Here is a 23,865-nt window from a genome sequence, read left to right as displayed (position 1 = left end):
TTGGAGAATCGTATTCTACGTGTGAAGTATTAATTGTAATACCACGTGCTTTTTCTTCTGGTGCAGAGTCGATTGCAGCGTAATCTTTCGCTTCACCACCGAATTTTTTTGCACATACAGTTGCAATTGCAGCTGTTAAAGTAGTTTTACCGTGGTCGACGTGACCAATTGTACCCACGTTAACGTGTGGCTTATTACGTTCGAACTTAGCCTTAGCCATGAGATCTTCCTTTTTAAACTACTCATGCAGGGATACTGCATGAGCATTTGGTTTTTAACTATGAATTAGTTTGGGCTTATAGTAATCGAAAGATTACTCGTCGTCACCTTTTTTACCGCCAGATTGGAACTTAGCGATGATGCCTTCAGCCACGTTACGTGGTGTTTCAGCGTATTTAGCGAATTCCATAGAATAAGTTGCACGACCTTGAGACATAGAACGCATATGAGTTGCGTAACCAAACATCTCAGAAAGTGGAACTTCTGCACGGATAGCTTTAGTACCACCAGGTAAATCGTCCATACCTTGAACAAGACCACGACGACGGTTTAAGTCACCCATGATATCGCCCATGTAGTCTTCTGGAGTTTCTACTTCAACTTTCATGATAGGTTCAAGCAAGATAGGATCTGCTTTCATGAAACCGTCACGGAATGCGTAAGAACCAGCCATTTTGAACGATAATTCGTCAGAGTCGACGTCATGGTAAGAACCATCGAACAATGTCGCTTTGATGCCAACAACTGGATAACCAGCTAGGACACCATTCTTCATACGTTCTTGGATACCTTTGTCAACCGCACCGAAGAATTCTTTAGGTACTACACCACCTACAACTTCTTCAGCGAACTCGTAATCTTTGCCAGCATCTTCAGCAAGTGGTTCTAAACGTACGTATACGTGACCAAACTTACCTTTACCACCAGTTTGACGTACGAACTTACCTTCTTGTTCAACTGATTTTTTGATCGTTTCACGGTAAGCTACCATTGGTTTACCAATGTTCGCTTCAACGTTGAATTCACGCTTCATACGGTCAACAATAATGTCAAGGTGAAGCTCACCCATACCAGCAATAATTGTTTGACCAGATTCTTCGTCAGTACGTACGCGGAATGAAGGGTCTTCTTTCGCCAAACGACCTAAAGCAACAGACATTTTTTCTTGGTCAGCTTTAGTTTTAGGCTCAACCGCAAGCGCAATTACTGGCTCTGGGAATTCCATACGCTCTAGTGTAATTACATTGTTTTCATCACATAATGTATCACCAGTCGTAGTATCTTTAAGACCTACACATGCTGCGATATCACCCGCACGAATTTCTTCAATATCGTGACGGTCATTTGCGTGCATCTGTACGATACGGCCAACACGTTCGCGCTTCATTTTAACTGGGTTATAGCAAGGGCTACCTGCTTTAAGCACACCAGAGTAAACACGTACGAATGTTAAGTTACCTACAAATTTGTCGTTCATGATTTTGAACGCAAGCGCAGAGAACGGAGCATCGTCAGACGCTTCACGAGAACCTTCAGTTTCGTCTTTGTCGTCAAGGATACCTTTAATCGCCTCGACATCAGTCGGCGCAGGTAAGAATTCAATTACAGCATCCAACATACGTTGAACACCTTTGTTTTTGAACGCTGAACCACATAGCATTGGTTGAATTTCATTCAACAATGTACGTGCACGTAAACCTGAAACGATTTCTTCTTTAGTTAACTCACCTTCTTCAAGGTACTTGTCCATGAGTTCTTCTGATGCTTCCGCAGCAGCTTCAACCATGTTAGTACGCCATTCGTTAGCTAGTTCAACTAATTCAGCAGGGATTTCGCCATATTCAAACTTCATACCTTGAGACGCTTCGTCCCAGATAATCGCTTTCATTTCGATTAGGTCAACAACACCCTGGAAGTTTTCTTCTGCACCGATTGGAACAACGATTGGCACTGGATTACCACCAAGACGTGTTTTAACTTGTTCAACAGCACGGAAGAAGTTCGCACCAGTACGGTCCATTTTGTTCACGAATGCAATACGTGGAACTTTATATTTATTTGCTTGACGCCATACAGTTTCAGACTGAGGTTGTACACCACCTACAGCACAGTAAACCATGCATGCACCGTCAAGAACACGCATAGAACGTTCAACTTCAATAGTGAAGTCTACGTGTCCTGGGGTATCAATTACGTTAATACGGTGCTGTTCGAATTGGTTACCCATCCCTTTCCAGAAGCATGTTACTGCCGCTGAGGTAATAGTAATACCACGTTCTTGCTCTTGTTCCATCCAGTCTGTAGTTGCAGAACCTTCGTGAGTTTCACCAAGTTTGTGACTCTCACCTGTGTAGAACAAAATACGTTCTGAAGTGGTAGTTTTACCAGCATCAATGTGCGCAGAGATACCAATGTTACGATAACGAGAAATTGGGGTTTGACGAGCCATGATTTCTAGCATTCCTAAATTTTGTTGTTTAAAACAGGACGCTTTAAGCTGCATAGCAACTTAAAGCGATTCGATGACAAAACAGTGACAACTGATTTGTCACCCTCCTGAATAGGGGCTGTTTTATCCGCTTAGAAACGGTAATGAGAGAAGGCTTTGTTGGCTTCAGCCATACGATGCACATCTTCACGTTTTTTGATCGCTGCGCCTTTACCTTCAGCTGCATCAAGCAACTCACCAGCAAGACGTAAAGCCATAGTTTTTTCAGAACGCTTAGCAGCAGCATCTACTAACCAACGCATAGCCAAGGCAGTACGACGGGATGGGCGTACTTCCATAGGCACTTGGTATGTAGCACCACCAACACGGCGTGCTTTTACTTCGACCATAGGACGAACTTTTTCAAGAGTAGTCTCGAAAAATTCAACTGGGTCTACTTTAGATTTTTCTTGAACGCGGTCTAAAGCACCGTAAACGATACTTTCAGCAATAGATTTTTTACCATCTTGCATTACGTGGTTCATGAATTTTGCGATTGTTTGGCTGCTGAACTTAGGATCCGGAAGGATTTCACGGGCAGCAACTACGCGACGTCTTGGCATTTTAATACACCTAATAAATATGACACTTCAGGTTACTCCAGCAGGTGCACAAAGTGTCATGTGCTTTCGCTGGCCTTACTATACGTCGCTTGGAATTTTCACAAAAAATGCAGAAATCAGACAAGCGAGACGATAAAGGATTGCAGTTCTAACGAACTAAGAAGTTAATCTTTTCAGATTATTTCTTAGGACGTTTAGCACCGTATTTAGAACGAGACTGGTTACGATCTTTAACACCAGCACAGTCTAAAGAACCACGAACGGTATGGTAACGTACACCCGGTAAATCTTTAACACGACCACCACGGATAAGAACAACACTGTGCTCTTGTAGGTTATGGCCTTCACCACCGATGTAGCTAGAAACTTCGAAACCTGAAGTTAAGCGAACACGGCAAACTTTACGCATTGCTGAGTTAGGTTTTTTAGGTGTAGTTGTGTAAACACGTGTACAAACACCACGACGTTGTGGACAAGCCTTCAACGCAGGAACTTTAGATTTTTCAACTAAAGTTGTACGACCCTTACGGATCAACTGATTTGTTGTTGCCATTTGGCAATTCTCCCGTTAATAAAAAGCCCCAAAAAATACTACTTTTTGAGGGCATGCAATTGTAAGCGAAGACTTAAAATTGGTCAACAATATACGATCATCGAAAACATTTATTCATCGTGATTTGCGCAATTTTTCACCCACAAATAAATAGTTTATTTTTCAGAAGAATCTGCTGATTTTTTTGTAACTTTATCTACGGCTGCTGTTTTGGCTTTACGCGGCTTAGTTTTGGGTGCAGCTTTTTCCACTGGGACATCCTCCTGCTGTACAGATTCCAACACATCAAACTCATCTTTTTCAGCTAAAGCAGGTTTTTGCGCAGCCCCGGGTGCATGAGGCTCAACAACTTTCTCCGCAAGTGCCTCCAAACCTTCTGAGACTTTTTGTTCCTGCTCTACTTCCACTTCGGCTGCATCAGAGTTTTTAACTTGTGCTTTTTTGATGACTTTTACTGCGCGGATACTCTCATGACCTGCAACATCTATGGTCTGATCTAGTACCGGCTCAGCCAAATCAATATCTTTCGCCTTAATACCTTCTAGTAATTTAGGTGTTGCTTGAGCAAGCAACTCAAGAGAACGCTCATAGGCATGTAAAGGTGACAAGCTAATATCCTGATGCTGCAAAATATATTGGCGCGCATTAGAAAAGACTTGCTGTGCCTTCTGATTCACTTCATCCACTAAACGGCGACTATACACTACACTTACACCAACACTCGCCACAGGAGATAATCGTGATAGCTGATTTAACAATGAAACTTTTGGCATTTGATTGAGCCATGCCCACTTAAACTGACCATTTTCATCTAGTACATATTTTTTCAATGCTGCTGCATCAGTATCTGAACCCACCAATTGCTGCAATTGATGTAAATCACTATTTTGTAGCGTACTACTCAGAGCTTTTATTGCCATAAGCAAAGTTTGTTTTTCTGCAATTAAACTCAAGTCGACCTGTTTAAAAATAAACTGAACAATATCTTGGTCACTTTCTTTGCTTAAGTCGAAACCATAAGAACGTCCAACTTGATAAATCACTCGCAGAGTCATAATCAGTGAAGCAGGGATATCAATACTTGAACCAATGACACCTGTCGCACCTGTTAAAGCCCCTTGAATCGAAGCAATCCATTTATTTTGCTCACCCAGAGCCTGACTAATACGACGCGAACGATCGACATCTTGTGTCAACTCTTCTAAATCACGTACCCCAGCTTCATCCAGTACAGCATCTACAGATGAAATATCCGAACTAAAATGATTAAGTCGATCAAATAAATAATCAGAAATTTTGTCACTAAATTGAGGAGCAACAAAATTAGCCACATTATTTACAGTATTAAAATGTCGACCGAATAATTGTCTAGAAACATTTGGAACGTGTTCACGTAAGATTTGCTGAGGATTATCATATTTTTTTACATCAAATACGCCCGCTTGCCTTGACTGCCCCTCCAAGGTTTGACCATTTTTTTGAGGTTGAATGACCTTAGTTACGGATTCGGGTGCGACATGATTAATGATGGACACCCCAGTAGAACTGAACTTTTTAGCCACTCCAAAGGCGTTTGAGAGTAGACCTGCCGTTGGTTTATTATTCGTTTTCACCATTCCCTACCTCATTAAAACTATTCTTGAAATTATTGATAAATACTAGGTGTAGTCAAACTTTATCACAACTTGAATATGTATCTTTAAGTTAAGTTTTTTGCTGCAAAGTTGCAAATTAGCTCAGTCAACAATAGGCATAGGATTTGCCATAAGAATTCAAAAAGCTTTCTGCTATCATTATTCCAATCAAATTATATGAGTTCGCCTATTTAGAAAGTTTCCTTCGTATACTTTCTATAGCTTGCTCACACACTACCTATAAAGGATCTGTAGATGAAACGTGTTGTAATCACTGGTATGGGCATCAACTCATGCATTGGTAATACATTAGAAGATGTCACTCATTCTTTGCAAAACGGGATTTCTGGAACACGTTTCAACCCAAGTTATGCTGAACTTAATTTTAAAAGTCATGTCAGTGCGGCTGCAGAACAAAACTTTGACGGTATTGACCGCCGTTTAAAACGCTTTATGGGCGTATGCGCAATGTATGCATACAACTCAGCTTTGGCTGCGGTAGAAAATGCAGGCTTAACAGCAGAACAAATCGGTGGTAATCCACGTTACGGTATTGCGGGTGGGTCAGGTGGTGGTTCAACTGCATCTGTTGTTGAAATGAAAGAACTTCTAGACACCAAAGGTGCACGTAAAGTTGGTCCATTCTTTGTACCACGTAATATGACCAACACCATTACTGCAAACGTGGGTGTTGCATTTAAAATGCAAGGTATTGCACACACCATTACTAGCGCATGTGCAACATCTGCAGATGCCATTGGTTATGCATACAATTTGATTCAATTAGGCAAACAAGACTTAATGCTTGCCGGTGGTGGTGAAGAAGACCATTGGTCACAAAGTCTTTTATTTGATGCAATGGGCGCACTTTGTTCAAAATACAATGACACCCCTGAAACTGCTTCCCGACCTTACTCTGCTGACCGTGACGGTTTCGTGATCGCTGGCGGCGGTGGCTTTGTTGTACTAGAATCTCTTGAGCATGCTCAAGCACGTGGCGCAAACATTTTGGCTGAAGTTGTCGGCTATGCAGCAAACTCTGATGGTGCTGACATGGTTGCACCATCGGGCGAAGGTGCGACGCGTTGTATCCTTATGGCTTTAGAAGAAGCTAAACAACACGGCGTAGACAAAATTGACTATGTAAATACACACGGTACGTCTACTCCAGCAGGTGATGTCACTGAACTTAAAGCGATGGAGCGTGCTTTCGGTGAAGGACAAGTTCCTCCACTCAGCTCAACCAAGTCGATGACTGGTCACAGCCTCGGTGCTGCAGGTGTACAAGAAGCGATTTACTCTATTTTGATGATGCAAAATGACTTTATTGCACCAAACATCAACGTGACTGAACTTGACGAAGGCGCAAAACCTTTTGATATCGTACTTGAAAAACGTGATGCAAAATTGAATACTGTGATGAGTAACAGTTTTGGTTTTGGCGGTGTAAACGCTTGCCTCGTTTTCAAAAAATGGGAAGCATAATATAAAGTTTGCTGCTTTGGCGCTTCGGTGCCAAAGCACATACCCACCGCCCTTTTAAGGGTTAATATATGGATGCTCCATCAGATGCTTTCCTCTGGGTAAAAGCATTGCATATCATCGCAGTTGTTTGCTGGTTCGCAGCGCTATTCTATCTCCCTCGCCTTTATGTCTACCACGCCATGAGTGATGATGCTACGAGTCATCAGCGCTTTCAAATCATGGAACGCAAGCTATATCGCGGCATTATGTGGCCTGCAATGATTGCTACACTGATCACGGCGCACTTCCTCGTCGATTGGGGTGATGCAACACGACACTACCATGAAGCGCTTTGGTTCTATTTAAAAGTTGGATTGGTTGGACTATTGGTGATTTATCATTTTGTTTGTGGTTATTACCGTAAAAAGCTTATCGAAAATGCACATTATAAGTCGCATAAATTCTGGCGTTATTTTAATGAAATGCCCACTTTGATTTTATTTGCGGTTGTTATTTTAGTTGTAGTGAAGCCAAGCTTCTAAACGACTGTAAAAAAGCCCCTACTCATTGGGGCTTTTTTATTTCTATATCAAAATGTTTATATACAAAAACTACAACTGCACACAGCTATCTAAAATATTCCAATTGTGTGCTCTAAATTGCTCACGCGGATACGGCACTTCAGCACACAACATCCCCTCTTTCTTAAAGAAACGTCGACCGTGGCTATTTTGATTCAACTGCATTAAATCAGTCGCACCCTGATTCAACAAATTAAAAATCATAATTCGATCATTCAAAATGTGCCCCGCAAGTACATAGCGCTCCCAAGGCACCCACTCTATATTGGACAAAGTATTGCCCAAATAATTTTTGATATGCCAAGATGAATACTGTCCCTGTTTTTAACCACCCTGCATCCTAAACGAATCATAAGAAAGCTCAGATAGCTGTGCCGCCTCTTCATATTGCTTAAACAATTGATTTGCAGTTTGATTTGGCAAATACAACCAATACATCAAGGAGGTATTCCAGCCCGATGACTGCTGCACCTGATCCAACACCGCATATATGCCATAGGCTTCCAATTGTGCTGCTGAGCGCAAACTCAACTGACGAGTACTTAAAGGCTCCAAATAAACTACTTGTCCAGTCTTTAACTGCTCATTACGTATAATTCAAACATAACGTGCCAGCCAGCTTTGAATCAACATCCTTTCAACCAATGAGTTCGGGCGCTCAAGCATCTGCTGCAATCTTTGATATTCAGCCATATATGCATCCAGCTTATCCTCTTTATTTAACGCAATATTGATCTGATAAAGGATCGCCAACTGATTTAAATACTTAAAGTCTGGATATGCGGAATTGCTCGGCATACTTAAACTGCGGTATTGGTCTGCATGCTGCAACCATGTGTTAAAGCGCTGCAACGGCACCTTTTCTTGCTGTATCAGCGCACCGAGCACCTGATGATGCTCAACAACAAATGCGCTAGCTGCCTTAGGATCATCGACCAGCAATTGCTGAAACTCCGCAACTAAATTCGTCTGTTCTTCTGACCACTTTTCACGTGTTAGCTTCGCATTCAATGGCTGGCCCAATACATTCTGATGCTCTTGCCCCAACAAACTAAATGCCCAATCTTGATGATAACGATAGCGCCCAACATTCAATGCCGAAAACCGATCTGCGGCATTCAGCCCAAGCAAGTTAAAATACGGCTCTTGTGTGTAATTTGAATGATAAGAAATTTCAGACTGCTGCCACTTGAGCACCCGAGGATCAATACGCTCATCCCACCGCAGCCAAAGACAAAAACACACAACAACTGCAAGCAACAGCAAGAAAATAAAGATGATTTTTTGTTTCATTGATTTCTTATTTTGAATTATTTCAGCCGCATTATATTCAACTTCACCATTCACGCATACAAAAAAAAGCCATCACAAGATGGCTTTTTTTACTTTAAACACAAATATTTATGCAGGAATACGAAGCACCTGACCTGGGAAAATGTCATCGGCATTTTTTAGCAAAGGACGGTTTGCTTCAAAAATTTTATTGTATTGATTTGCATCACCATAAAATTCTTTAGAAATCTTAGAAAGATTATCGCCTGATTTAACTGTATAAAATTTACTTTCTGGTTCTGGCGTTGCTACAGTCAACTGATCATCCACTTGCGCCACATGATCAATATTCCCTACCGCCAAGATAATCTTTTCACGATCTGCTTGGCTTTGCACCTGACCTTTCACTGTTGCTAGATCTGAAGTCCCGTTATAACTCACAGACAAGCCAGTTACAGGTAAGCCCAGTGCTTTGATATGACCCAATAACTTATTGGCAATTTCTTGTGCAGATGGTTCAGAAGGTGTTGCTGGCGCTGCCTGAGGTTCTGCAGGCGCTGTATTTTTTTTACCAATACCTTTTACAAAATCAAAAAGACCCATGTTTTTCTCCGTTGTTTTTACTGTTTTAAATAATTTAACTATTGTTCAAACTCTATTTTTATAGCTAAAAAATAACCGCTTTTGAGTTGTTGTTGGTGACAGAAACGTAAGCTAATGTAAAAACAAAATATTCAGCATAAAAAAAGCCACCGAATGGTGGCTTTTTAAATCAGCATCGCTGAAATCTAAAATTAACCTAGTTTCTTAGAAACATAGTCAATTGCAGATTGTACAGTAGTGATTTCGTTTGAATCTTCATCAGGAATAGTGATGTCGAAATCGTTTTCGAAAGACATAACTAATTCAACTAGGTCTAGAGAATCTGCACCTAAGTCATCCATGAAAGAAGCTTCGTTTTTGATCTCGTCTGCTTTAAGACCAAGTTGTTCAGCTACTGCTTGTTTTACGCGTTGTTCGATATCGCTCACAGGAATTCTCCTCATTGCTTGTGGCGTTTTTAATGCCGTTAGTTTAATTGAATCTAAATCGTTTTGAAAGTTTATACTTGAGCGCTTAGCTCATGTATAAACCACCATTTACATGTAATACAGTTCCGGTAATGTAACTTGCCTTTTCAGAAGCAAGAAAACTTACGGCATTTGCGATATCTTGCGGCTCACCTAAACGGTTTAAAGCCACTTGATCACTCATCTTTTTACGAATTTCTTCGCTTAACTGCTCTGTCATTTCTGTTGCAATAAAGCCCGGAGCCACTGCATTTACAGTGATTTGGCGGCTTCCCATCTCTTTTGCAAGGCTGCGACCAAAGGCCTCAACCCCTGCTTTTGCAGCAGAATAATTTGCTTGTCCTGGGTTAGCAAAATGTGCAACCACAGAACTAATATTAATAATTCGGCCAAAACGTGCTTTGGTCATGCCCTTTAAAACACGTTTAGAAAGTCGATAAACGGCTTTCAAATGAATGTTGAGAATGTCATCCCAATCATCTTCTGACATACGAAGTAACAAATTATCTTTGGTAATACCCGCATTGTTCACCAAAACCAATACAGAACCAAAGTTTTGCTCAATGTCTGATACCAATGCATCAATTGCAGTTGCATCACGTACATCTAAAACTCTACCCGCACCTTTTTCAGCAAAAGCTGCAGATAATTTTTCCGCACCCGCTTCTGAAGTTGCAGTACCTACAACAAAATAACCGTCTTGAATCAATTGCTGAGCAATTGCTGCTCCAATCCCTCGGCTCGCACCTGTTACTAAAGCAACTTTGCGTTCTTGTGTCATGCAATTTTCCCTTCTGCCACTAAAATGGCATTCAGTGCATCCTCCATACGACCTTTCGTGTCGAGTGGGAATGCTTTTTCAATATTTGGCAAACGTTTTGCGAGATTCGCAAGGACATTACCCGGACCACATTCAGCAATGTACTGAATACCTTGGTCTTGCAAATACTGCATGGTCTTTGTCCACTGTACAGATTGGTATAACTGTGCAGTTAACGCCTGACGTAATTGCGCTACATCAGTCGCGATTTCAGCGCCTACATTTTGTATTACAGGTATAGTAGGCAGCTCAATGGCAGTTTGTTCCAATGCTGTCGCAAACTGTTCAGCAGCAGGTTTCATCAATGCACAATGCGATGGCACAGAAACCGGAAGTGCGATTGCCTTACCGCCATTTTCTTTAGCAGCAGCCATAACCGCTTCAACCATGGCTTTATCGCCCGCAATGACAACTTGACCTTGTGCATTGTAGTTTGCAGCATCTACTGAACCTTGGCCTTCTGCTTGAGCACAAAGTTCAATGACTTTGGCATCATCTAGACCCAAAATTGCCGCCATTGCACCTTGACCTTCAGGTACAGCACTTTGCATTAACTGACCACGTAGGTTCACCAGTTTAACGGCATCACCTAGGCTCATCGCACCTGCAGCAACCAAGGCGCTGTATTCACCTAATGAGTGACCTGCAAGGTATTTCGGTGCAACACCACCTAACTCCAACCACACACGCCATAAAGCAATACTGGCCGTCAGTAGTACAGGTTGAGTAAATTCTGTTTGGTTTAACCCTTCACCACTTTGCGCAATCTGCCAAAGATCAAAGCCAACTGCTTCTGATGCTTCTGCAAATGTTGCTTGCACACTACTAAACTGTTCTGCAAGTTCAGCGAGCATGCCGACTTTCTGTGACCCTTGACCTGGGAACACGAATGCAGTTTTAGTAGCTTGAGCTGCTTGCTCGAGTTGTTTAGCAGACATAAAAAAATCCTTTATCAAGACTGGTGAATTTATGCTATTTGGACATTTATTCAACACAATCCCATGTAAGCTTGTTTCAGGGACGGAAATTTAACACTTAATTTTTGTCTTGGTAATTGCCAAATGCAACAAAAAATCGGTACAAAAAAAGGGAGCTTAACGCTCCCATTTTTTCTACTAAGCTTGACGCTTAATACATCACCAATTATTCAGCAGATGCTTTAGCGAATAATTGACGACCACGGTAGATACCATCTTTAGATACGTGGTGACGACGGTGAGTCTCGCCAGTAGCTTGGTCTACAGTTAATGCATTCTCGGTTAAAGCGTCATGTGAACGGCGCATGTCACGGCGAGAGCGACTTTTACGGTTTTGCTGAACGGCCATGATGGCTCCTTACAAAGATCGAAAAAATGGATCAGAACAAATTCGATTGTCTTATACTCAAGAGTATAACACAAAAATTAGTTAAGTTTACCCTTCAAACCTGCCAAAACATCAAACGGGTTGTCCCGTTTTTCTTCAACAAGCTCTTCAGCGGCAGGTTGATGCTTATGTTCACAAGCGTCGTGCTTAGGTGACAAAGGCATCAACAATAACAATTCATCCTCTATCAGTGAGAGTAAATCAGCAGTCGCAGGTGCATCATATGAACCTTTGGTTGTTGCTTCACTTTCACCTAAAACGATGAAATCAGCATCCTCATCCAAGCGCTCTATCAGTGACTCGTCATCTACAAGAGCTAGATGAAAACTTAAAACAAGTGGAATCTCAACAGTATCCAGACAACGCTGGCATTCCATTGGAACATTTGTTTCAACATGACCATCTAGCCATACAATGCGATGATAAGCATCCATTGATAGCTTACAGTCTATGTTAATCAATTGATCATCAATTGATCCAACAGCTTCACGAGCAATACGAACAAAGCGAGATAATGGCAGTGTTCCTGACCATTTAAAGCCCTGTTCAGCCCATTTAAACGGCTCAATCTGTGCCGGAAAGGTATTTGCTGACATAATTAAGGCGGCAATTCTACAAATTCATCAGTACTCTGTCAAAGATTAAGATACAATTTTGTACTTATTTAGACAGACCATTTGGGTAACTTAAGTTATGCATCTGTTGCAGCCGCAAACAGAAGTGAATGTTTCATCACTTATGAGCACAATTTCAACGCTTGATTCTGACATTTCAACCGACCAAGTGCAACTCTCGGCTTGGGAGAAACTTTCCACAGAAACAGAACACGTCGAATGGCTCATCTTACACTTTAATCATTGGTTTTCCCACCTGAATGTGAGCTTAGTGAAAGGTGACTTTGAGCCCGAATACTTTCCTGCTGATTCAAACGGCCCTGCCCGTATTCAATTTGCTCATGGTTATTTCAATAGCGCCTTGCATGAAATTAGTCATTGGACTATTGCTGGTGATCAACGTCGTTTACTTCCCGATTTAGGCTATTGGTATGCACCTGATGGTCGTAGTAAAGAGCAACAAGCCCTCTTTGAACAGGTAGAAATTAAGCCGCAAGCGATCGAATGGTTATTTGCCAAAGCCTTTGGACGTAAATTTCGTGTCTCACTTGATAACCTTACTGGTGAAGGCGGTGATGGCAGTAGCTTTAAAGATAATGTCTATGCACAATTACAGGCTTATTTTAAGGGCGAAGCCAAACTTCCACGCGATGCTTGGCGCTTTATCCAATGCATTTGCCACTGTACACGTGCTGGCAAAATGTTACAGGCGAATGAATTTCAACGTGAAATGCTTGATTAAATTATACAATTTGACTGCATTTCACATTGCACAAAGCAAATAGACCGCGACATAATGTCTAGAGCTTTTAATAATAAGAGGAAAACGACATGTTGCATTTAAGAATACATCCGGAAAATCCTCAACCCCGTTTAATTACGCAAGCCGTTGAACGGATTCGTGCCGGCGATGTGGTGGTTTATCCCACAGATGCCGCCTATGCCATCGGTTGCCAGATTGGGAACAAAAATGCCATGGAACGCATTGCCCAAATTCGTCAGCTCGATGCTAAACATCAATATGCGATTATTTGTGCAGATTTATCTGACATTGCCACGTATGCCAAAGTCGACAATGCCATGTATCGTTTATTGAAAAATAACACCCCTGCGGTCACCACCTTTATTTTGCCTGCGACCAGTGAAGTTCCTCGCCGTTTAATGCATCCTAAAAAGAAAACCATTGGACTGCGTATTCCGAGCAATCCGATTTGCCAATTGTTACTCAAAGAACTCGGTGAACCTTTATTAACATCGACCTTAATTTTACCGGGCCAAAAAGAACCGATTGATGATCCTTACGAAATTGAACTGCAAATCGGCAAACGAATAGATGTATTAATTGATGGCGGTTTAGGTACTTTAAATACCACTAGCGTTGTAAACCTTGCAGGTGAATACCCTGAAGTGATTCGCCGTGGTGTCGGTGATGTCAGTGCCTTTGAATAGCATGTACTGTTAAATACATGCTGTATCCGATCAGAGGCACAGCATGTAAAAGTCCTCTGCTCAAAACGCGGTTAAAGCACCTTTCGATAAAGGAATCGACCTGATGACTTTATTTCAAATGTTACTAAAGCTGCAAAATGCGACAGACCTCAATGTCTCCGAACAAAACCGTCTTAATCATCTTGCTATATATGCCACTGAGCCTTGGACTTTAGAATCCACGGCTCAACTAAGGGCAGCATCTGATAAAAATTTAATTTCACCAATAGCGACAACACCGCCGCAGGCTTTTTCTTACTTTCTGCATGCATCAACGGTCAAATCGCTGTTTAAACGTAGAGCTAATCAAAATCTCTGCTCGCAAGCGCAGTGCCAACTCATCATCGAATTTGCACTTGAGCAAAGAGTCTTACCAACATACTCACAGCCTTGATAATTAGCTTTCGCTCAAACGCAATAAAGCTGCATAAATTCCTTTAAATGAATTTTCTGCTCTCCCTGCTCATCAAAATTATTTGTATCGAGCCAAGCTACGTAAGCTTGATACAACATTGGCCAATCCTGATCTAACATCGCAAACCAAGCAGTATCACGATTACGACCTTTCACTATCACATGTTGACGAAACAACCCTTCAAATTGAAAGCCAAAACGCAAAGCAGCATTTTTCGAAGGCGTGTTCAAGTCATCACACTTCCACTCCACCCGTCGATAACCTGCTGCAAAGCATGCTTTTAACAATAGATAAATGGTTTCTGTTGCTGCGGTTGATTGCTTCATTAAACTTGAAAAATAGACATTACCAATTTCGATGACAGCATGTGCTGGGCGCACATTAAGCAAACCAACCCATCCTACAATGGCATCACCAACCTCAATGACATAATGTATCGAACCGGCAAAATGAAAGGATTGCTGAAAATAATCACGCAATTGCTGCATGCTTTGAATTTGAGAATAAGGCAAATACGTCCAACAACTTTCATCAGGTTCTTGTTGTACTGTCTGCCATAGCCGCTGTAAAAGACTAACATCAAGCTGATCGGGCAACATCGGAATAAGTCGAACAGATTGCCCCTCTTCGGCTTTATACCTGAACTGGCTAGGTTCAAACTGCGCCAACGTCATCCCTACGGCCTGACCCCATTGATTATATTGTTGTGGCATAGCAAATATTCTTTTAGTCAATTCAATCAAATCATTTCATGCTGGACGCCCATCATCCAGATATCACAGCTTAAATGAGTTCATGGATTGATGAGTGTATTTTTTACAATTAACACAAGATGTGATCGATATCACAGCTTTAAAATTTTACATGTGCATAAATAAAGACTATTCCCTATAAATTTTAAGTTTTTTAACCAATTCAACCGTTCAGTAATTTCTTTAAACGCATTTTTCCATTACACTATTCCCTATAAATTTTGTGCTTTTACTTTCGATGTGAGATCGAAGCGAAAGCTGTCTGCATGCCTTTGAAAATTCGCGTGGCCTATAATTGCAATGAACCAAACTGTCCATAATTCTATGGAAGATGCTCCACACATTCGCGTTTTGGATGAGTGGCAAGAAGCTATTCCAGAAGATTTGTACATTCCACCCGCTGCATTTGAAATTCTATTAGAGCATTTCGAAGGACCACTCGACTTTCTGATTTACCTGATTCAAAAAAATGGCTTCGACTTATTACAAGTCGATATTGCCCCGATTGCATCCCAATATTTGTCTTATATGGATGCAATGAAATCCCTAGATATTGAATTAACCGCAGACTATATGGTGATGGCAGCCCTATTGGCCGATTTAAAATCGCGTCTATTATTGCCAAAACCTAAATCGACCGCGGCACATGAACAAGATCCTAAACAAGAATTGATTGACCGTTTAGAAACGTATTTGCGCATCAAACAAGCTTCGGAAAGATTAGGTCAAATGTCAGTGTTGGATCGAGATACATTCGATACCAATGTCAGTTTAGGAACAATAGTCGAAACCAATGATGGCTATGACATTCAATTACTTCGTGATGCCATACTCTGTGTCTTTAATCGACCAGAACCGGTTACCCACCAAATTTTACAAGAACCTGTCTTACTCGAAGAACGTATTGCTTATATTGAAACTAAGCTTGAGTCAGGTGAAGTATTAGATTTTGCGGACTTACTCAAGCCAAGCCAAGGCCGCATGGGTGTTGTTGTGACATTTATGGCTGTGTTGGAACTGACACGCCAACAAAAAGTTCAAATTGTCGCATCAGGTGTAGAAGCACCGCTTGCAATTCAGGGAGCACGTGCATGAACACTGAACTTAAACAAATGACTGCGGTGTCTTCAGAAGATAATCTGCATGAGATTTTGATGCAGCTTGAAGCCATTATTTTTGCCAGTGAAGCGGCGGTAAGTATTGCCCGTTTAAAAGAGGCTTTCCAAGACCGTTTCAGTAAAACCGAATTACGCCAATATTTGCAGCAGCTTTCAATGCTGCAACACGGCAGATCAATTGAACTTGTTGAAACCGCTCAAGGTTTCCGTTTTCAAGTACGTGCAAAATATCGTAATATTATTGCACAGACCTGGCCTGAACGACCAACTCGTTTATCGCCATCCTTGCTCGAAACTCTTTCTGTCATTGCTTACCATCAACCGGTAACCCGCGCAGATATTGAGCAAATCCGTGGGGTGACCAACAATAGTCAAATTTTACGTACGTTATTTGACTGGAACTGGATTAAAGAATCTGGTTTTCGTGAACTCCCAGGACGACCCGCGTTGTTAGTTACAACGCCTCAATTTTTAAATGCTTTTGGTCTAACCTCTTTGGGCCAATTGCCTCCCCTGCAGGATGCCAAGGAAGCTTTTATGGCCCTCGATGCGAATGCACCGAAGTCATAAATAGGTGAACTGTTGATGATAATTTCTAAGGTTATGCTGTCATGAGTGAAAAATTGCAAAAGGTGCTCGCACGCGTTGGTTTGGGTTCTCGCCGTTATATGGAAGAAGTCATTGCCGCTGGTCGTGTAAGCGTAAATGGGCAAGTTGCCCAAGTGGGTGAACGTATTGAACCGGGTGATGAGCTTCGCATCGATGGTCGTAAAGTTCAGTTCCAAATTGAAGACGAAATTCGTCGCCGTGTGTTGATTTACTATAAACCCGAAGGCGAAATTTGTTCACGAAATGACCCTGAAAACCGTCCAACGGTATTTGAACAATTACCTCAAATTACAGGTGATCGTTGGGTGATGGTGGGTCGTCTAGATATTAACTCTACAGGTCTATTGCTGTTCACGAATGACGGTGAACTGGCGAACCGTTTAATGCACCCTTCTAGCGAAATCGAACGTGAATATGCCGTTCGTGTCATGGGTGAAGTCACTCCTCAATTAAAAAACAACATGTTACAAGGCGTTGTTTTAGATGATGGTCCAGCAAAATTTGAGTCATTCTCTGAAATTGGTGGTGACGGTATTAACCGTTGGTATCAAGTGGTCGTAAAAGAAGGTCGTAACCGCGAAGTTCGTCGTATTTTCGAATCTCAAGGCTTAAAAGTGAGCCGTCTTTTACGTACACGTTATGGTTCAGTAATTCTGCCACGCGAACTGCGTACTGGTCGCTGGATCGAGCTAGATAAACAAGATATCGACAACTTGACCAAGTCTGTTGAGCTTAAACCACGTCAAGGTACTGGCCTGTTTGGTATGGCGAAACGTCGTACTGAACGTATGCAAGACAAACCAATGGCTGCACGTCGTGGTGGTTACTTACGCCAACAACGTCGTGACAGTGACGAAAACCAGCCACAACAAAGCAATGGTTATCAAGATAACCGTGGCGAACGTCGTACTGGTCGTACTGAAGGTGGTTTCCAAGGCAATGGATTTAACCGTTCAGAGCGTCGCAACGACGGTTTCAACAATAACCGTAATGATCGCAACAGTGAAAACTTCGGTAACCGTGAACGTCGTAACGACAATTTTGGCAATCGTGAGCGTCGTAATGACTCTGTGCCAAGTCGCGCATTTAGCGGAAACAACAAAGGCTTTAAGAAATTTTAATTTCTTAAGTATAAAAAAACCGCTCATTTGAGCGGTTTTTTATACCAACACTAAACAAATTGTTCAGTGGTTTGTGGAATCGCATTCAGCAAACGCTTGGTATATTCATGCTGAGGTGATTGATACAACTCATCCGAGTTTGCAATTTCAACGATATCACCATGGTTCATCACCATGATTTGGTCAGAAATATATTTCACCACAGATAAATCATGTGAAATAAAGATATAACTCAAACCAAATTCATCTTGTAAATCTTGCAATAAATTCAGAACTTGGGCTTGAACCGAAACATCTAGGGCAGAGACAGACTCATCACAGATCAAAATTTCAGGCTTTAAGGTCAAGCATCGTGCAATGGCAATACGTTGACGCTGACCACCAGAAAACTCATGTGGATATCGATAAAATGCTTGGGCAGGCAAACTGACACGCTCTAGTAAATCAAACGCCATTTGCTCTCGTTCTGCATCATCCTTCCCTATCTGATGCACTTGCATCGGCTCCATCAGAATTTGACCCACCGTAAAACGTGGATTAAGCGAAGCATATGGGTTTTGGAAAATGATCTGTATTTTGCGCTGATATTGGGTAAATTCTTTTTCGCTCATCGCCAAAATATCATGACCTTCAAACAGCGCCTGACCACCTGTCGCTTCCTGTAGACGCATCAGTAAAAGGCCGATTGTGGTTTTACCTGAGCCAGATTCTCCAACCAACCCGAGCGTTTTACCTTTCGCCAGTTGAAACGAGACACCTTTGACCGCCTGATATTCATCCTTACCAAATAAACCCTTGCGGCTATAAAACGATTTTTTCAGGTCTTTGACATCTAAGATAATCTGTTCATTACCTGTGAGACCACGCGTTCGTTGTCTACGGGTTTCTTCTGACAAATGCACATCCTCAATCAGCTCATCACCATTTTGACGCATAAAATCACTGATCATCGGTAATTTATAAGGACGTTCTGACATCTGCGGACGACACTTAAGCAAAGCTCGAGTGTAGATATCTTTAGGATGATCCAGCACTTCATTGACCAAGCCTTGTTCACGGATTTCTCCATGACGCATGACAATCACCTGATCGGCAATTTCGCTTACCAATGCTAAATCATGCGTAATGAATAGCATCGACATCTCACGTTTCTTTTGCAAGGCTTCAAGTAAATCTAAAATTTGCTTTTGAATCGTCACATCAAGTGCCGTGGTTGGCTCATCGGCAATCAATAACTTCGGCTCACATGCAATCGCCATAGCAATCATGACACGTTGCTGTTGACCACCTGACATTTGGCTAGGATAGGCATCAATTTTCGTTTCAGGAGAAGGAATACCCACTTCCTTCAGTAATTCCAAAGTCCGTGCTCTTGCCTGCTTACGTCCCATACCTAGATGAAGTCGTAATACTTCGGCAATTTGATCACCCACCGTAAAGACGGGATTGAGTGACGACATCGGTTCCTGAAAAATCATCGCAATATCTTTACCACAGATATTACGCATTTCTCTTGGAGACAGACTCAGTAAATCCTGCCCTTCAAAAACTATTTTACTGCTTGCATCTATACGGCTTTGATCACGTGGCAGCAGCCCCATGGTTGCCAACGAGGTCACCGACTTGCCACTGCCAGATTCTCCCACAAGCGCCACAGTTGTATTGGCAGGAATGTCAAAAGATATTCCTTTGACCGTTTCGATATAGCTTTTATCTTCGGCTTTAAAGCTCACTTTCAGGTTTTGAACACTGAGGAGCGTTGGTTTAACAGTTTGATTTTGTTCCGTCATCCTTTACTCCTCCTTATTTCAATTTTGGATCTAATGCATCACGCAATGCATCAGTAAACATTGAAAATGCCGTAACCAAAACCGCCATCGCTACAGATGCTGCGATAAGTTGCCACCATTTACCTAAAATCAATTCACTTTGTGCTTCATTAAGCATACTTCCCCATGACACAACCCCAACAGGAACACCAAATCCCAAGAAGCTCAAAATCACTTCTGACTTAATAAAGGCCACCACTAAAATCGAGATTTGCACCAATGCAATATGACTGACGTTCGGAAAGATATGCACAAAGATGCGTCGGAAATGACTCACCCCTATCGCTTTGGCAGCGAGTACATATTCACGCGAAGTATGTTTCATATACTCTGCGCGAATCAGACGATACACCCCCGTCCATCCAGTAAGCCCTAGAATGAGGACAATCGATAAGATCCCCTTTTGCTGTAGTACAGCAGCAATCGCAAGAACCAAGAGCAAATACGGAATCGAGGTAAAAATGTTATAGAACCAGTTTAAAATATCATCAACCCAACCACCAAAGTAGCCAGAAATTGCCCCTAAAATTGTCCCAATCACGACAGCAAGTAATGCAGCTACCACGCCAACAATAATAGATGTTTCAGCACCCTTAATGGTTTTTTGCAGGACATCCTGCCCCCATTTATCCGCACCAAACGGTAAAGTTTGTTTTAGCTCGCTTTGTTGATCTAACAAATGACCACCCAATTGCTGATCAATCGCCTTCATATCTTCTGCTAATGGATCGACAACGCCATAGTAGTCAATTGCATTGGCACCACCTTGCTCAGTCGCAATCTCTGCATTCAGTTCAGCAATTACATCCTTTAAAGGATCAACAGGATTTTCAGGCAATGCCATATCTTCTGCTGATGCTTTGGTTTTGGCTGTTTCATTGAGTTCCGCCCCAATAAAACTTGGAGGTGCATAACTAACTGCCACTTCTTTATTCCAATTGGATGCAACCACGCCTGTCATCGACAATAGCAACACCACGAAATAGCACAGTACAACGAACAACGACACCATCGCTAATTTATCGGCCTTTAGGCGTCGCATCGCCAACTTCCACAAGCCAGTCGATGCAGGTGTTGATGCCGTTGCTTTGGTCTTATTGAATATTCCTAGCATAGGCCACCTACTTCAACTGAACGCGAGGATCGACAAGTTTATAAATCAAATCCGCGATTAAGTTAAAAATCATTGTAGCCGCTGCAACGTAGACTGTAATCGCCTTAATGACAGGGAAGTCACTGCGTTCAACAGCAATAATGACTTCACGACCAATACCCGGAATACCAAAGAATCGTTCAATCAGGAAAGCGCCTATCAGCAGTGCCGGTAGACTCGACATGACATCGGTAATAATTGGAATTGAGGCGTTACGCAGTACATGTACACCTAAAATACGGCTTTCACCCACACCTTTTGCGCGCGCAGTTCGAACATAGTCTTGATTGACTTCATCCAATACAAAACTGCGGTATAAGCGCAAAGTTGGCGCAATACTTACCACCAACATAATTAAGATAGGCAATAAACCGTATTTAAATAAGTTTTCGCTAAAGTGATCACTCCAGCCTTGAACCGGAAACCAACTCAACTGATATGCAAAAACGTATTGGAAAACAATAATGTAAACCAAAATACTAATCGACATACCAATCGTACAAAGCATCATAATCATACGATCGGTTAATGTGCCACGAACTGAAGCCACAGCAAGTGCCAAACCAATTGAAATGATCGTTTGCAAAATAGTTAAAGGAATTAAAATCGTCAGTGATGGTCCTAGTCGGGTCAAAATAATATCTGACACCGACTCACCTGTACTCCAACTCATTCCATAATCAAAAGTTAAAATTTGCTTAATGAAGATCCACAATTGGACATAGTAGGGTTGATCAACCCCCAACTGTTGACGGATGTTTTCAATTTGCTCTGGGTTCGACATTTTGCCTGCTAAAATATAAGCAGGGTCCCCACCTACCCAATTAAATAAGAAGAATATGAGCAGAACAACCCCCAACATCGTTGGGATCATCTGCCATATACGCCGTATGATATATGCCAGCATAAAGTTGTCCTTACTTCACTCGTTGTCCAGTAATTTCATCAAAGAAAGCTTTGTTATCAGGTTTACGACCTAAGAAATCATGTACCAATTTTTCTGCTTCATATTGACCACCTTGCGACAAGATCGTTTTACGGTAGCGTTGTCCCACTTCAGGGTTATTTAGGTTATCTCCGAAAGCAGACAACATATCGAGTGCCATCACTTCAGACCACATATAGCCATAATAGCCAACTTGATAACCGCCCATGATGTGGTTGAATTGTCCTGGGAATTCGGTACTTGGGACATAGCCTAAAGCTGTCTCGCCTTCCATTTTCTTCCAAACATCTAAAGGTTTAACACTCAAAGCATCTGATGAGTGAAGTGCCATATCATATTTTGCATACAAGGCTTGACGTGCATAATGTAAACCACGTCCATAGCTATGAACTGCTTTTAATTTATTAATCAGTGCATCATCTACAGGTGGACACGTTGGATTACAGTAATTTGCGAGTGTAGATAAAGTTTCTTTACGACGCGCCCATTCTTCATACATTTGTGAAGGCGCTTCTACAAAGTCGCGCTCTACTGAAGTCCCCGATTGGGATGCATAGCGTGTATTCGACAAAATACCGTGTAAAGCATGACCAAACTCATGAACAAAGGTTTCAAGTTCATCACTATTTAAACCTTTACGGTTAAAGTTGGTCACTAAAGCAGAAATCGGTTTACGCTTAGTCAAGGTACTACCACCTTTTACGCCCCAAACAGCTGCATGACCGTACTTCCCTTCACGTGGGTATTTATCGATATATAAACCACCAAGCAGCTCACCGGTCTTTTTATCTTTTACATCATAATATTCAACTTCTGACTGCCAAACATCAACTTTCGCAGGCTTAAATTCAATGCCATAAAGGTCAGATGAAATGGCAAAAATCCATTCTTGAGATGCTTGGGTTGGGAAATAGTCACGCAATTTTTCTTGATCGATTTGATACTTTTCTTTGCGAAGTTTTTCACTCCAATAACTCTCACTCCAGCGATTGATTTCAGCTTTTTCGAGTGGAATTTTCAGGCTTTTCGCTTTGAACTCACGTAAAGTCTCAACTTCTTTTTTCTCTAAAGGTGCCACCGTTTGATGAACATCGGCTAAGAACTTATTTACTGTTTCAGGGTCTTTTGCCATACGCTGTTGCAACACCCATTCGGCATAGCTTTTTTTACCAAAGAGCTGTGCAATTTCATAACGTAAATCCATTGCTTGCTTTAACAATACTAAGTTTTTCTCAGTACCACGACGCGTGAATGCAGTTTGGTAACGCTTACGCGCATCATCACTTTCTGCTAGTTCCATAAATGGACGGTATTCTGGGTATTCAAAACCGAGCAAATAATTGCCCTTTTCATTTTTCTTTAAGCTCGAAATATAGCTGTCTGGCAAGCCTTTCAACTCCGCCGGTGTAAACTCCAGTTTTTCTTTATTATCTCGTACATTACGCGCATATTCTTGTTCAATTTTTGCCAATTCATCAAAGATAGCTTTCAAACGTGCACGTTTTTCAGGTGTAAATTGCACCCCTGTATTTTCAAAACCATCCAAGATGTCTTGACGCATTTTTTTATCAATTTCGTCATTGGTTTTGAGTTTTTTAATTTGCTCATAAAGTTTTGGATTTTGATAAACCGAAGTTTGAAACTCCATAATTTTAATTTCACAATCTTCCGCAGCCTTACGTAAAGCCTCATCAGGATCGACGTTGCTATATAGTCCGATTGGTCCATAAAAATCTTCAAATTTGGCAAAAATTTGATCCCACTCCGCCAAAACAGGTGCTGCTTTTGCATTATTTTTTATCTTTTTTTGCTCAAATGCCGCTAAATCTGTTTTCACTTGCTGAATTTTGGCATCACACAGCGCAGGTATTTCTTTGGCTTGGAACTTTGGCAAAGTACTCCGTATTGAATCTTCGGCTTGAACGAATTGGCTAGCGCCGATCATCAACATACTGAGGGTGGTGAGTTTCAAAGCTTTATTTTTCATAATTTCTCCAGTTTTGTTCCATT

27 protein-coding genes are annotated in these 23,865 nt (G+C 41.6%); 8 read left to right on the top strand and 19 right to left on the bottom strand.

What is annotated here, in order from left to right; translation table 11 throughout:
• The 5 genes from FTV37_RS11225 to FTV37_RS11205 form a co-directional block, all read right to left on the bottom strand.
• Positions 1-220, bottom strand: a 220-nt coding sequence (locus FTV37_RS11225) for a GTP-binding protein (RefSeq protein ID WP_228146067.1), incomplete at its 3' end; no start/stop codon positions are given.
• A 93-nt stretch (positions 221-313) separates the two neighbouring features.
• Positions 314-2,449, bottom strand: coding sequence for an elongation factor G (gene fusA / locus FTV37_RS11220; RefSeq protein ID WP_180004228.1), 2,136 nt, complete (start codon positions 2,447-2,449; stop codon positions 314-316).
• A gap of 131 nt (positions 2,450-2,580) precedes the next feature.
• Positions 2,581-3,051 (bottom strand): 30S ribosomal protein S7, encoded by a 471-nt coding sequence (gene rpsG, locus FTV37_RS11215; RefSeq protein ID WP_005011815.1) that lies wholly within the window; start codon positions 3,049-3,051, stop codon positions 2,581-2,583.
• A gap of 178 nt (positions 3,052-3,229) precedes the next feature.
• Entirely contained in the window at positions 3,230-3,604 is a 375-nt protein-coding gene (gene rpsL / locus FTV37_RS11210; protein ID WP_000246374.1) for a 30S ribosomal protein S12, read from the bottom strand.
• A gap of 155 nt (positions 3,605-3,759) precedes the next feature.
• A complete protein-coding gene (locus tag FTV37_RS11205) occupies positions 3,760-5,220 on the bottom strand; it encodes an EcsC family protein (RefSeq protein ID WP_180063869.1) in 1,461 nt (486 codons plus the stop codon).
• Between the two features lie 273 nt (positions 5,221-5,493).
• On the opposite strand from FTV37_RS11205, the gene FTV37_RS11200 reads away from it, so the two are divergent.
• Both FTV37_RS11200 and hemJ read left to right on the top strand, forming a co-directional pair.
• Complete coding sequence (locus FTV37_RS11200) at positions 5,494-6,723, top strand: beta-ketoacyl synthase N-terminal-like domain-containing protein (RefSeq protein WP_180055301.1); 1,230 nt, start codon at positions 5,494-5,496, stop codon at positions 6,721-6,723.
• Positions 6,724-6,791: 68 nt separating this feature from the next.
• Positions 6,792-7,244, top strand: coding sequence for a protoporphyrinogen oxidase HemJ (hemJ, locus tag FTV37_RS11195; protein ID WP_180022661.1), 453 nt, complete (start codon positions 6,792-6,794; stop codon positions 7,242-7,244).
• Positions 7,245-7,313: 69 nt separating this feature from the next.
• On the opposite strand, the gene FTV37_RS11190 is transcribed toward hemJ, so the two are convergent.
• From FTV37_RS11190 to FTV37_RS11150, 9 genes are all read right to left on the bottom strand, one after another.
• Positions 7,314-7,556, bottom strand: coding sequence for a hypothetical protein (locus FTV37_RS11190; protein ID WP_180022662.1), 243 nt, complete (start codon positions 7,554-7,556; stop codon positions 7,314-7,316).
• A gap of 51 nt (positions 7,557-7,607) precedes the next feature.
• On the bottom strand, positions 7,608-7,838 hold the full coding sequence (locus FTV37_RS11185) for a hypothetical protein (RefSeq protein WP_180063868.1): 231 nt from the start codon (positions 7,836-7,838) through the stop codon (positions 7,608-7,610).
• Between the two features lie 42 nt (positions 7,839-7,880).
• On the bottom strand, positions 7,881-8,576 hold the full coding sequence (locus tag FTV37_RS11180) for a hypothetical protein (protein ID WP_180063867.1): 696 nt from the start codon (positions 8,574-8,576) through the stop codon (positions 7,881-7,883).
• A gap of 108 nt (positions 8,577-8,684) precedes the next feature.
• Entirely contained in the window at positions 8,685-9,158 is a 474-nt protein-coding gene (gene lysM / locus FTV37_RS11175) for a peptidoglycan-binding protein LysM (RefSeq protein WP_180008199.1), read from the bottom strand.
• 191 nt (positions 9,159-9,349) lie between these two features.
• Entirely contained in the window at positions 9,350-9,586 is a 237-nt protein-coding gene (gene acpP, locus FTV37_RS11170; protein ID WP_078190054.1) for an acyl carrier protein, read from the bottom strand.
• 85 nt (positions 9,587-9,671) lie between these two features.
• Complete coding sequence (gene fabG, locus FTV37_RS11165) at positions 9,672-10,406, bottom strand: 3-oxoacyl-ACP reductase FabG (protein WP_180063866.1); 735 nt, start codon at positions 10,404-10,406, stop codon at positions 9,672-9,674.
• Positions 10,403-11,383, bottom strand: coding sequence for an ACP S-malonyltransferase (fabD, locus tag FTV37_RS11160; protein ID WP_180005433.1), 981 nt, complete (start codon positions 11,381-11,383; stop codon positions 10,403-10,405). Before fabD ends, fabG begins: the two co-directional genes overlap by 4 nt.
• 205 nt (positions 11,384-11,588) lie before the next feature.
• Positions 11,589-11,771, bottom strand: coding sequence for a 50S ribosomal protein L32 (gene rpmF, locus FTV37_RS11155; protein ID WP_004279227.1), 183 nt, complete (start codon positions 11,769-11,771; stop codon positions 11,589-11,591).
• A gap of 77 nt (positions 11,772-11,848) precedes the next feature.
• A complete protein-coding gene (locus tag FTV37_RS11150) occupies positions 11,849-12,406 on the bottom strand; it encodes a DUF177 domain-containing protein (RefSeq protein WP_078190057.1) in 558 nt (185 codons plus the stop codon).
• Between the two features lie 97 nt (positions 12,407-12,503).
• Here FTV37_RS11150 and FTV37_RS11145 point away from each other — a divergent pair, with 97 nt between their 5' ends.
• From FTV37_RS11145 to FTV37_RS11135, 3 genes are all read left to right on the top strand, one after another.
• Positions 12,504-13,166 (top strand): elongation factor P hydroxylase, encoded by a 663-nt coding sequence (locus FTV37_RS11145; RefSeq protein WP_180011969.1) that lies wholly within the window; start codon positions 12,504-12,506, stop codon positions 13,164-13,166.
• Positions 13,167-13,255: 89 nt separating this feature from the next.
• The gene (locus FTV37_RS11140) at positions 13,256-13,873 is read left to right on the top strand and encodes an L-threonylcarbamoyladenylate synthase (protein WP_078190059.1); all 618 of its coding nucleotides are present in this window, start codon (positions 13,256-13,258) and stop codon (positions 13,871-13,873) included.
• A 103-nt stretch (positions 13,874-13,976) separates the two neighbouring features.
• Positions 13,977-14,306 (top strand): hypothetical protein, encoded by a 330-nt coding sequence (locus FTV37_RS11135; RefSeq protein WP_180063865.1) that lies wholly within the window; start codon positions 13,977-13,979, stop codon positions 14,304-14,306.
• Between the two features lie 14 nt (positions 14,307-14,320).
• Here the strand turns inward: FTV37_RS11135 and FTV37_RS11130 are convergent, their stop codons facing one another.
• On the bottom strand, positions 14,321-15,040 hold the full coding sequence (locus FTV37_RS11130; RefSeq protein WP_180059472.1) for a GNAT family N-acetyltransferase: 720 nt from the start codon (positions 15,038-15,040) through the stop codon (positions 14,321-14,323).
• Between the two features lie 339 nt (positions 15,041-15,379).
• On the opposite strand from FTV37_RS11130, the gene FTV37_RS11125 reads away from it, so the two are divergent.
• From FTV37_RS11125 to rluB, 3 genes are read left to right on the top strand one after another with little or no spacing between them, the layout of a single operon-like run.
• Positions 15,380-16,174 (top strand): ScpA family protein, encoded by a 795-nt coding sequence (locus FTV37_RS11125; RefSeq protein ID WP_180050243.1) that lies wholly within the window; start codon positions 15,380-15,382, stop codon positions 16,172-16,174.
• Complete coding sequence (gene scpB / locus FTV37_RS11120; RefSeq protein WP_078190063.1) at positions 16,171-16,767, top strand: SMC-Scp complex subunit ScpB; 597 nt, start codon at positions 16,171-16,173, stop codon at positions 16,765-16,767. Before FTV37_RS11125 ends, scpB begins: the two co-directional genes overlap by 4 nt.
• A gap of 41 nt (positions 16,768-16,808) precedes the next feature.
• Positions 16,809-17,927, top strand: a complete 1,119-nt coding sequence (gene rluB, locus FTV37_RS11115) for a 23S rRNA pseudouridine(2605) synthase RluB (RefSeq protein ID WP_078194228.1) — start codon at positions 16,809-16,811, stop codon at positions 17,925-17,927.
• A gap of 50 nt (positions 17,928-17,977) precedes the next feature.
• Here rluB and FTV37_RS11110 read toward each other — a convergent pair whose 3' ends face one another.
• From FTV37_RS11110 to FTV37_RS11095, 4 genes are read right to left on the bottom strand one after another with little or no spacing between them, the layout of a single operon-like run.
• The gene (locus tag FTV37_RS11110) at positions 17,978-19,717 is read right to left on the bottom strand and encodes an ABC transporter ATP-binding protein (RefSeq protein ID WP_180055283.1); all 1,740 of its coding nucleotides are present in this window, start codon (positions 19,715-19,717) and stop codon (positions 17,978-17,980) included.
• A 13-nt stretch (positions 19,718-19,730) separates the two neighbouring features.
• The gene (locus FTV37_RS11105; RefSeq protein ID WP_078190066.1) at positions 19,731-20,870 is read right to left on the bottom strand and encodes an ABC transporter permease; all 1,140 of its coding nucleotides are present in this window, start codon (positions 20,868-20,870) and stop codon (positions 19,731-19,733) included.
• A gap of 7 nt (positions 20,871-20,877) precedes the next feature.
• Entirely contained in the window at positions 20,878-21,816 is a 939-nt protein-coding gene (locus FTV37_RS11100; protein WP_078190067.1) for an ABC transporter permease, read from the bottom strand.
• Positions 21,817-21,826: 10 nt separating this feature from the next.
• On the bottom strand, positions 21,827-23,842 hold the full coding sequence (locus FTV37_RS11095; RefSeq protein WP_180063864.1) for a M3 family metallopeptidase: 2,016 nt from the start codon (positions 23,840-23,842) through the stop codon (positions 21,827-21,829).
• Between the last annotated feature and the right edge of the window lie 23 nt (positions 23,843-23,865).

This window comes from Acinetobacter sp. YH16042 (assembly GCF_013417245.1).
GTDB classification, from domain to species: domain Bacteria; phylum Pseudomonadota; class Gammaproteobacteria; order Pseudomonadales; family Moraxellaceae; genus Acinetobacter; species Acinetobacter amyesii.
Note: the sequence above shows the minus strand (reverse complement) of the source record. Positions and strands in the feature narration are given on the sequence as shown.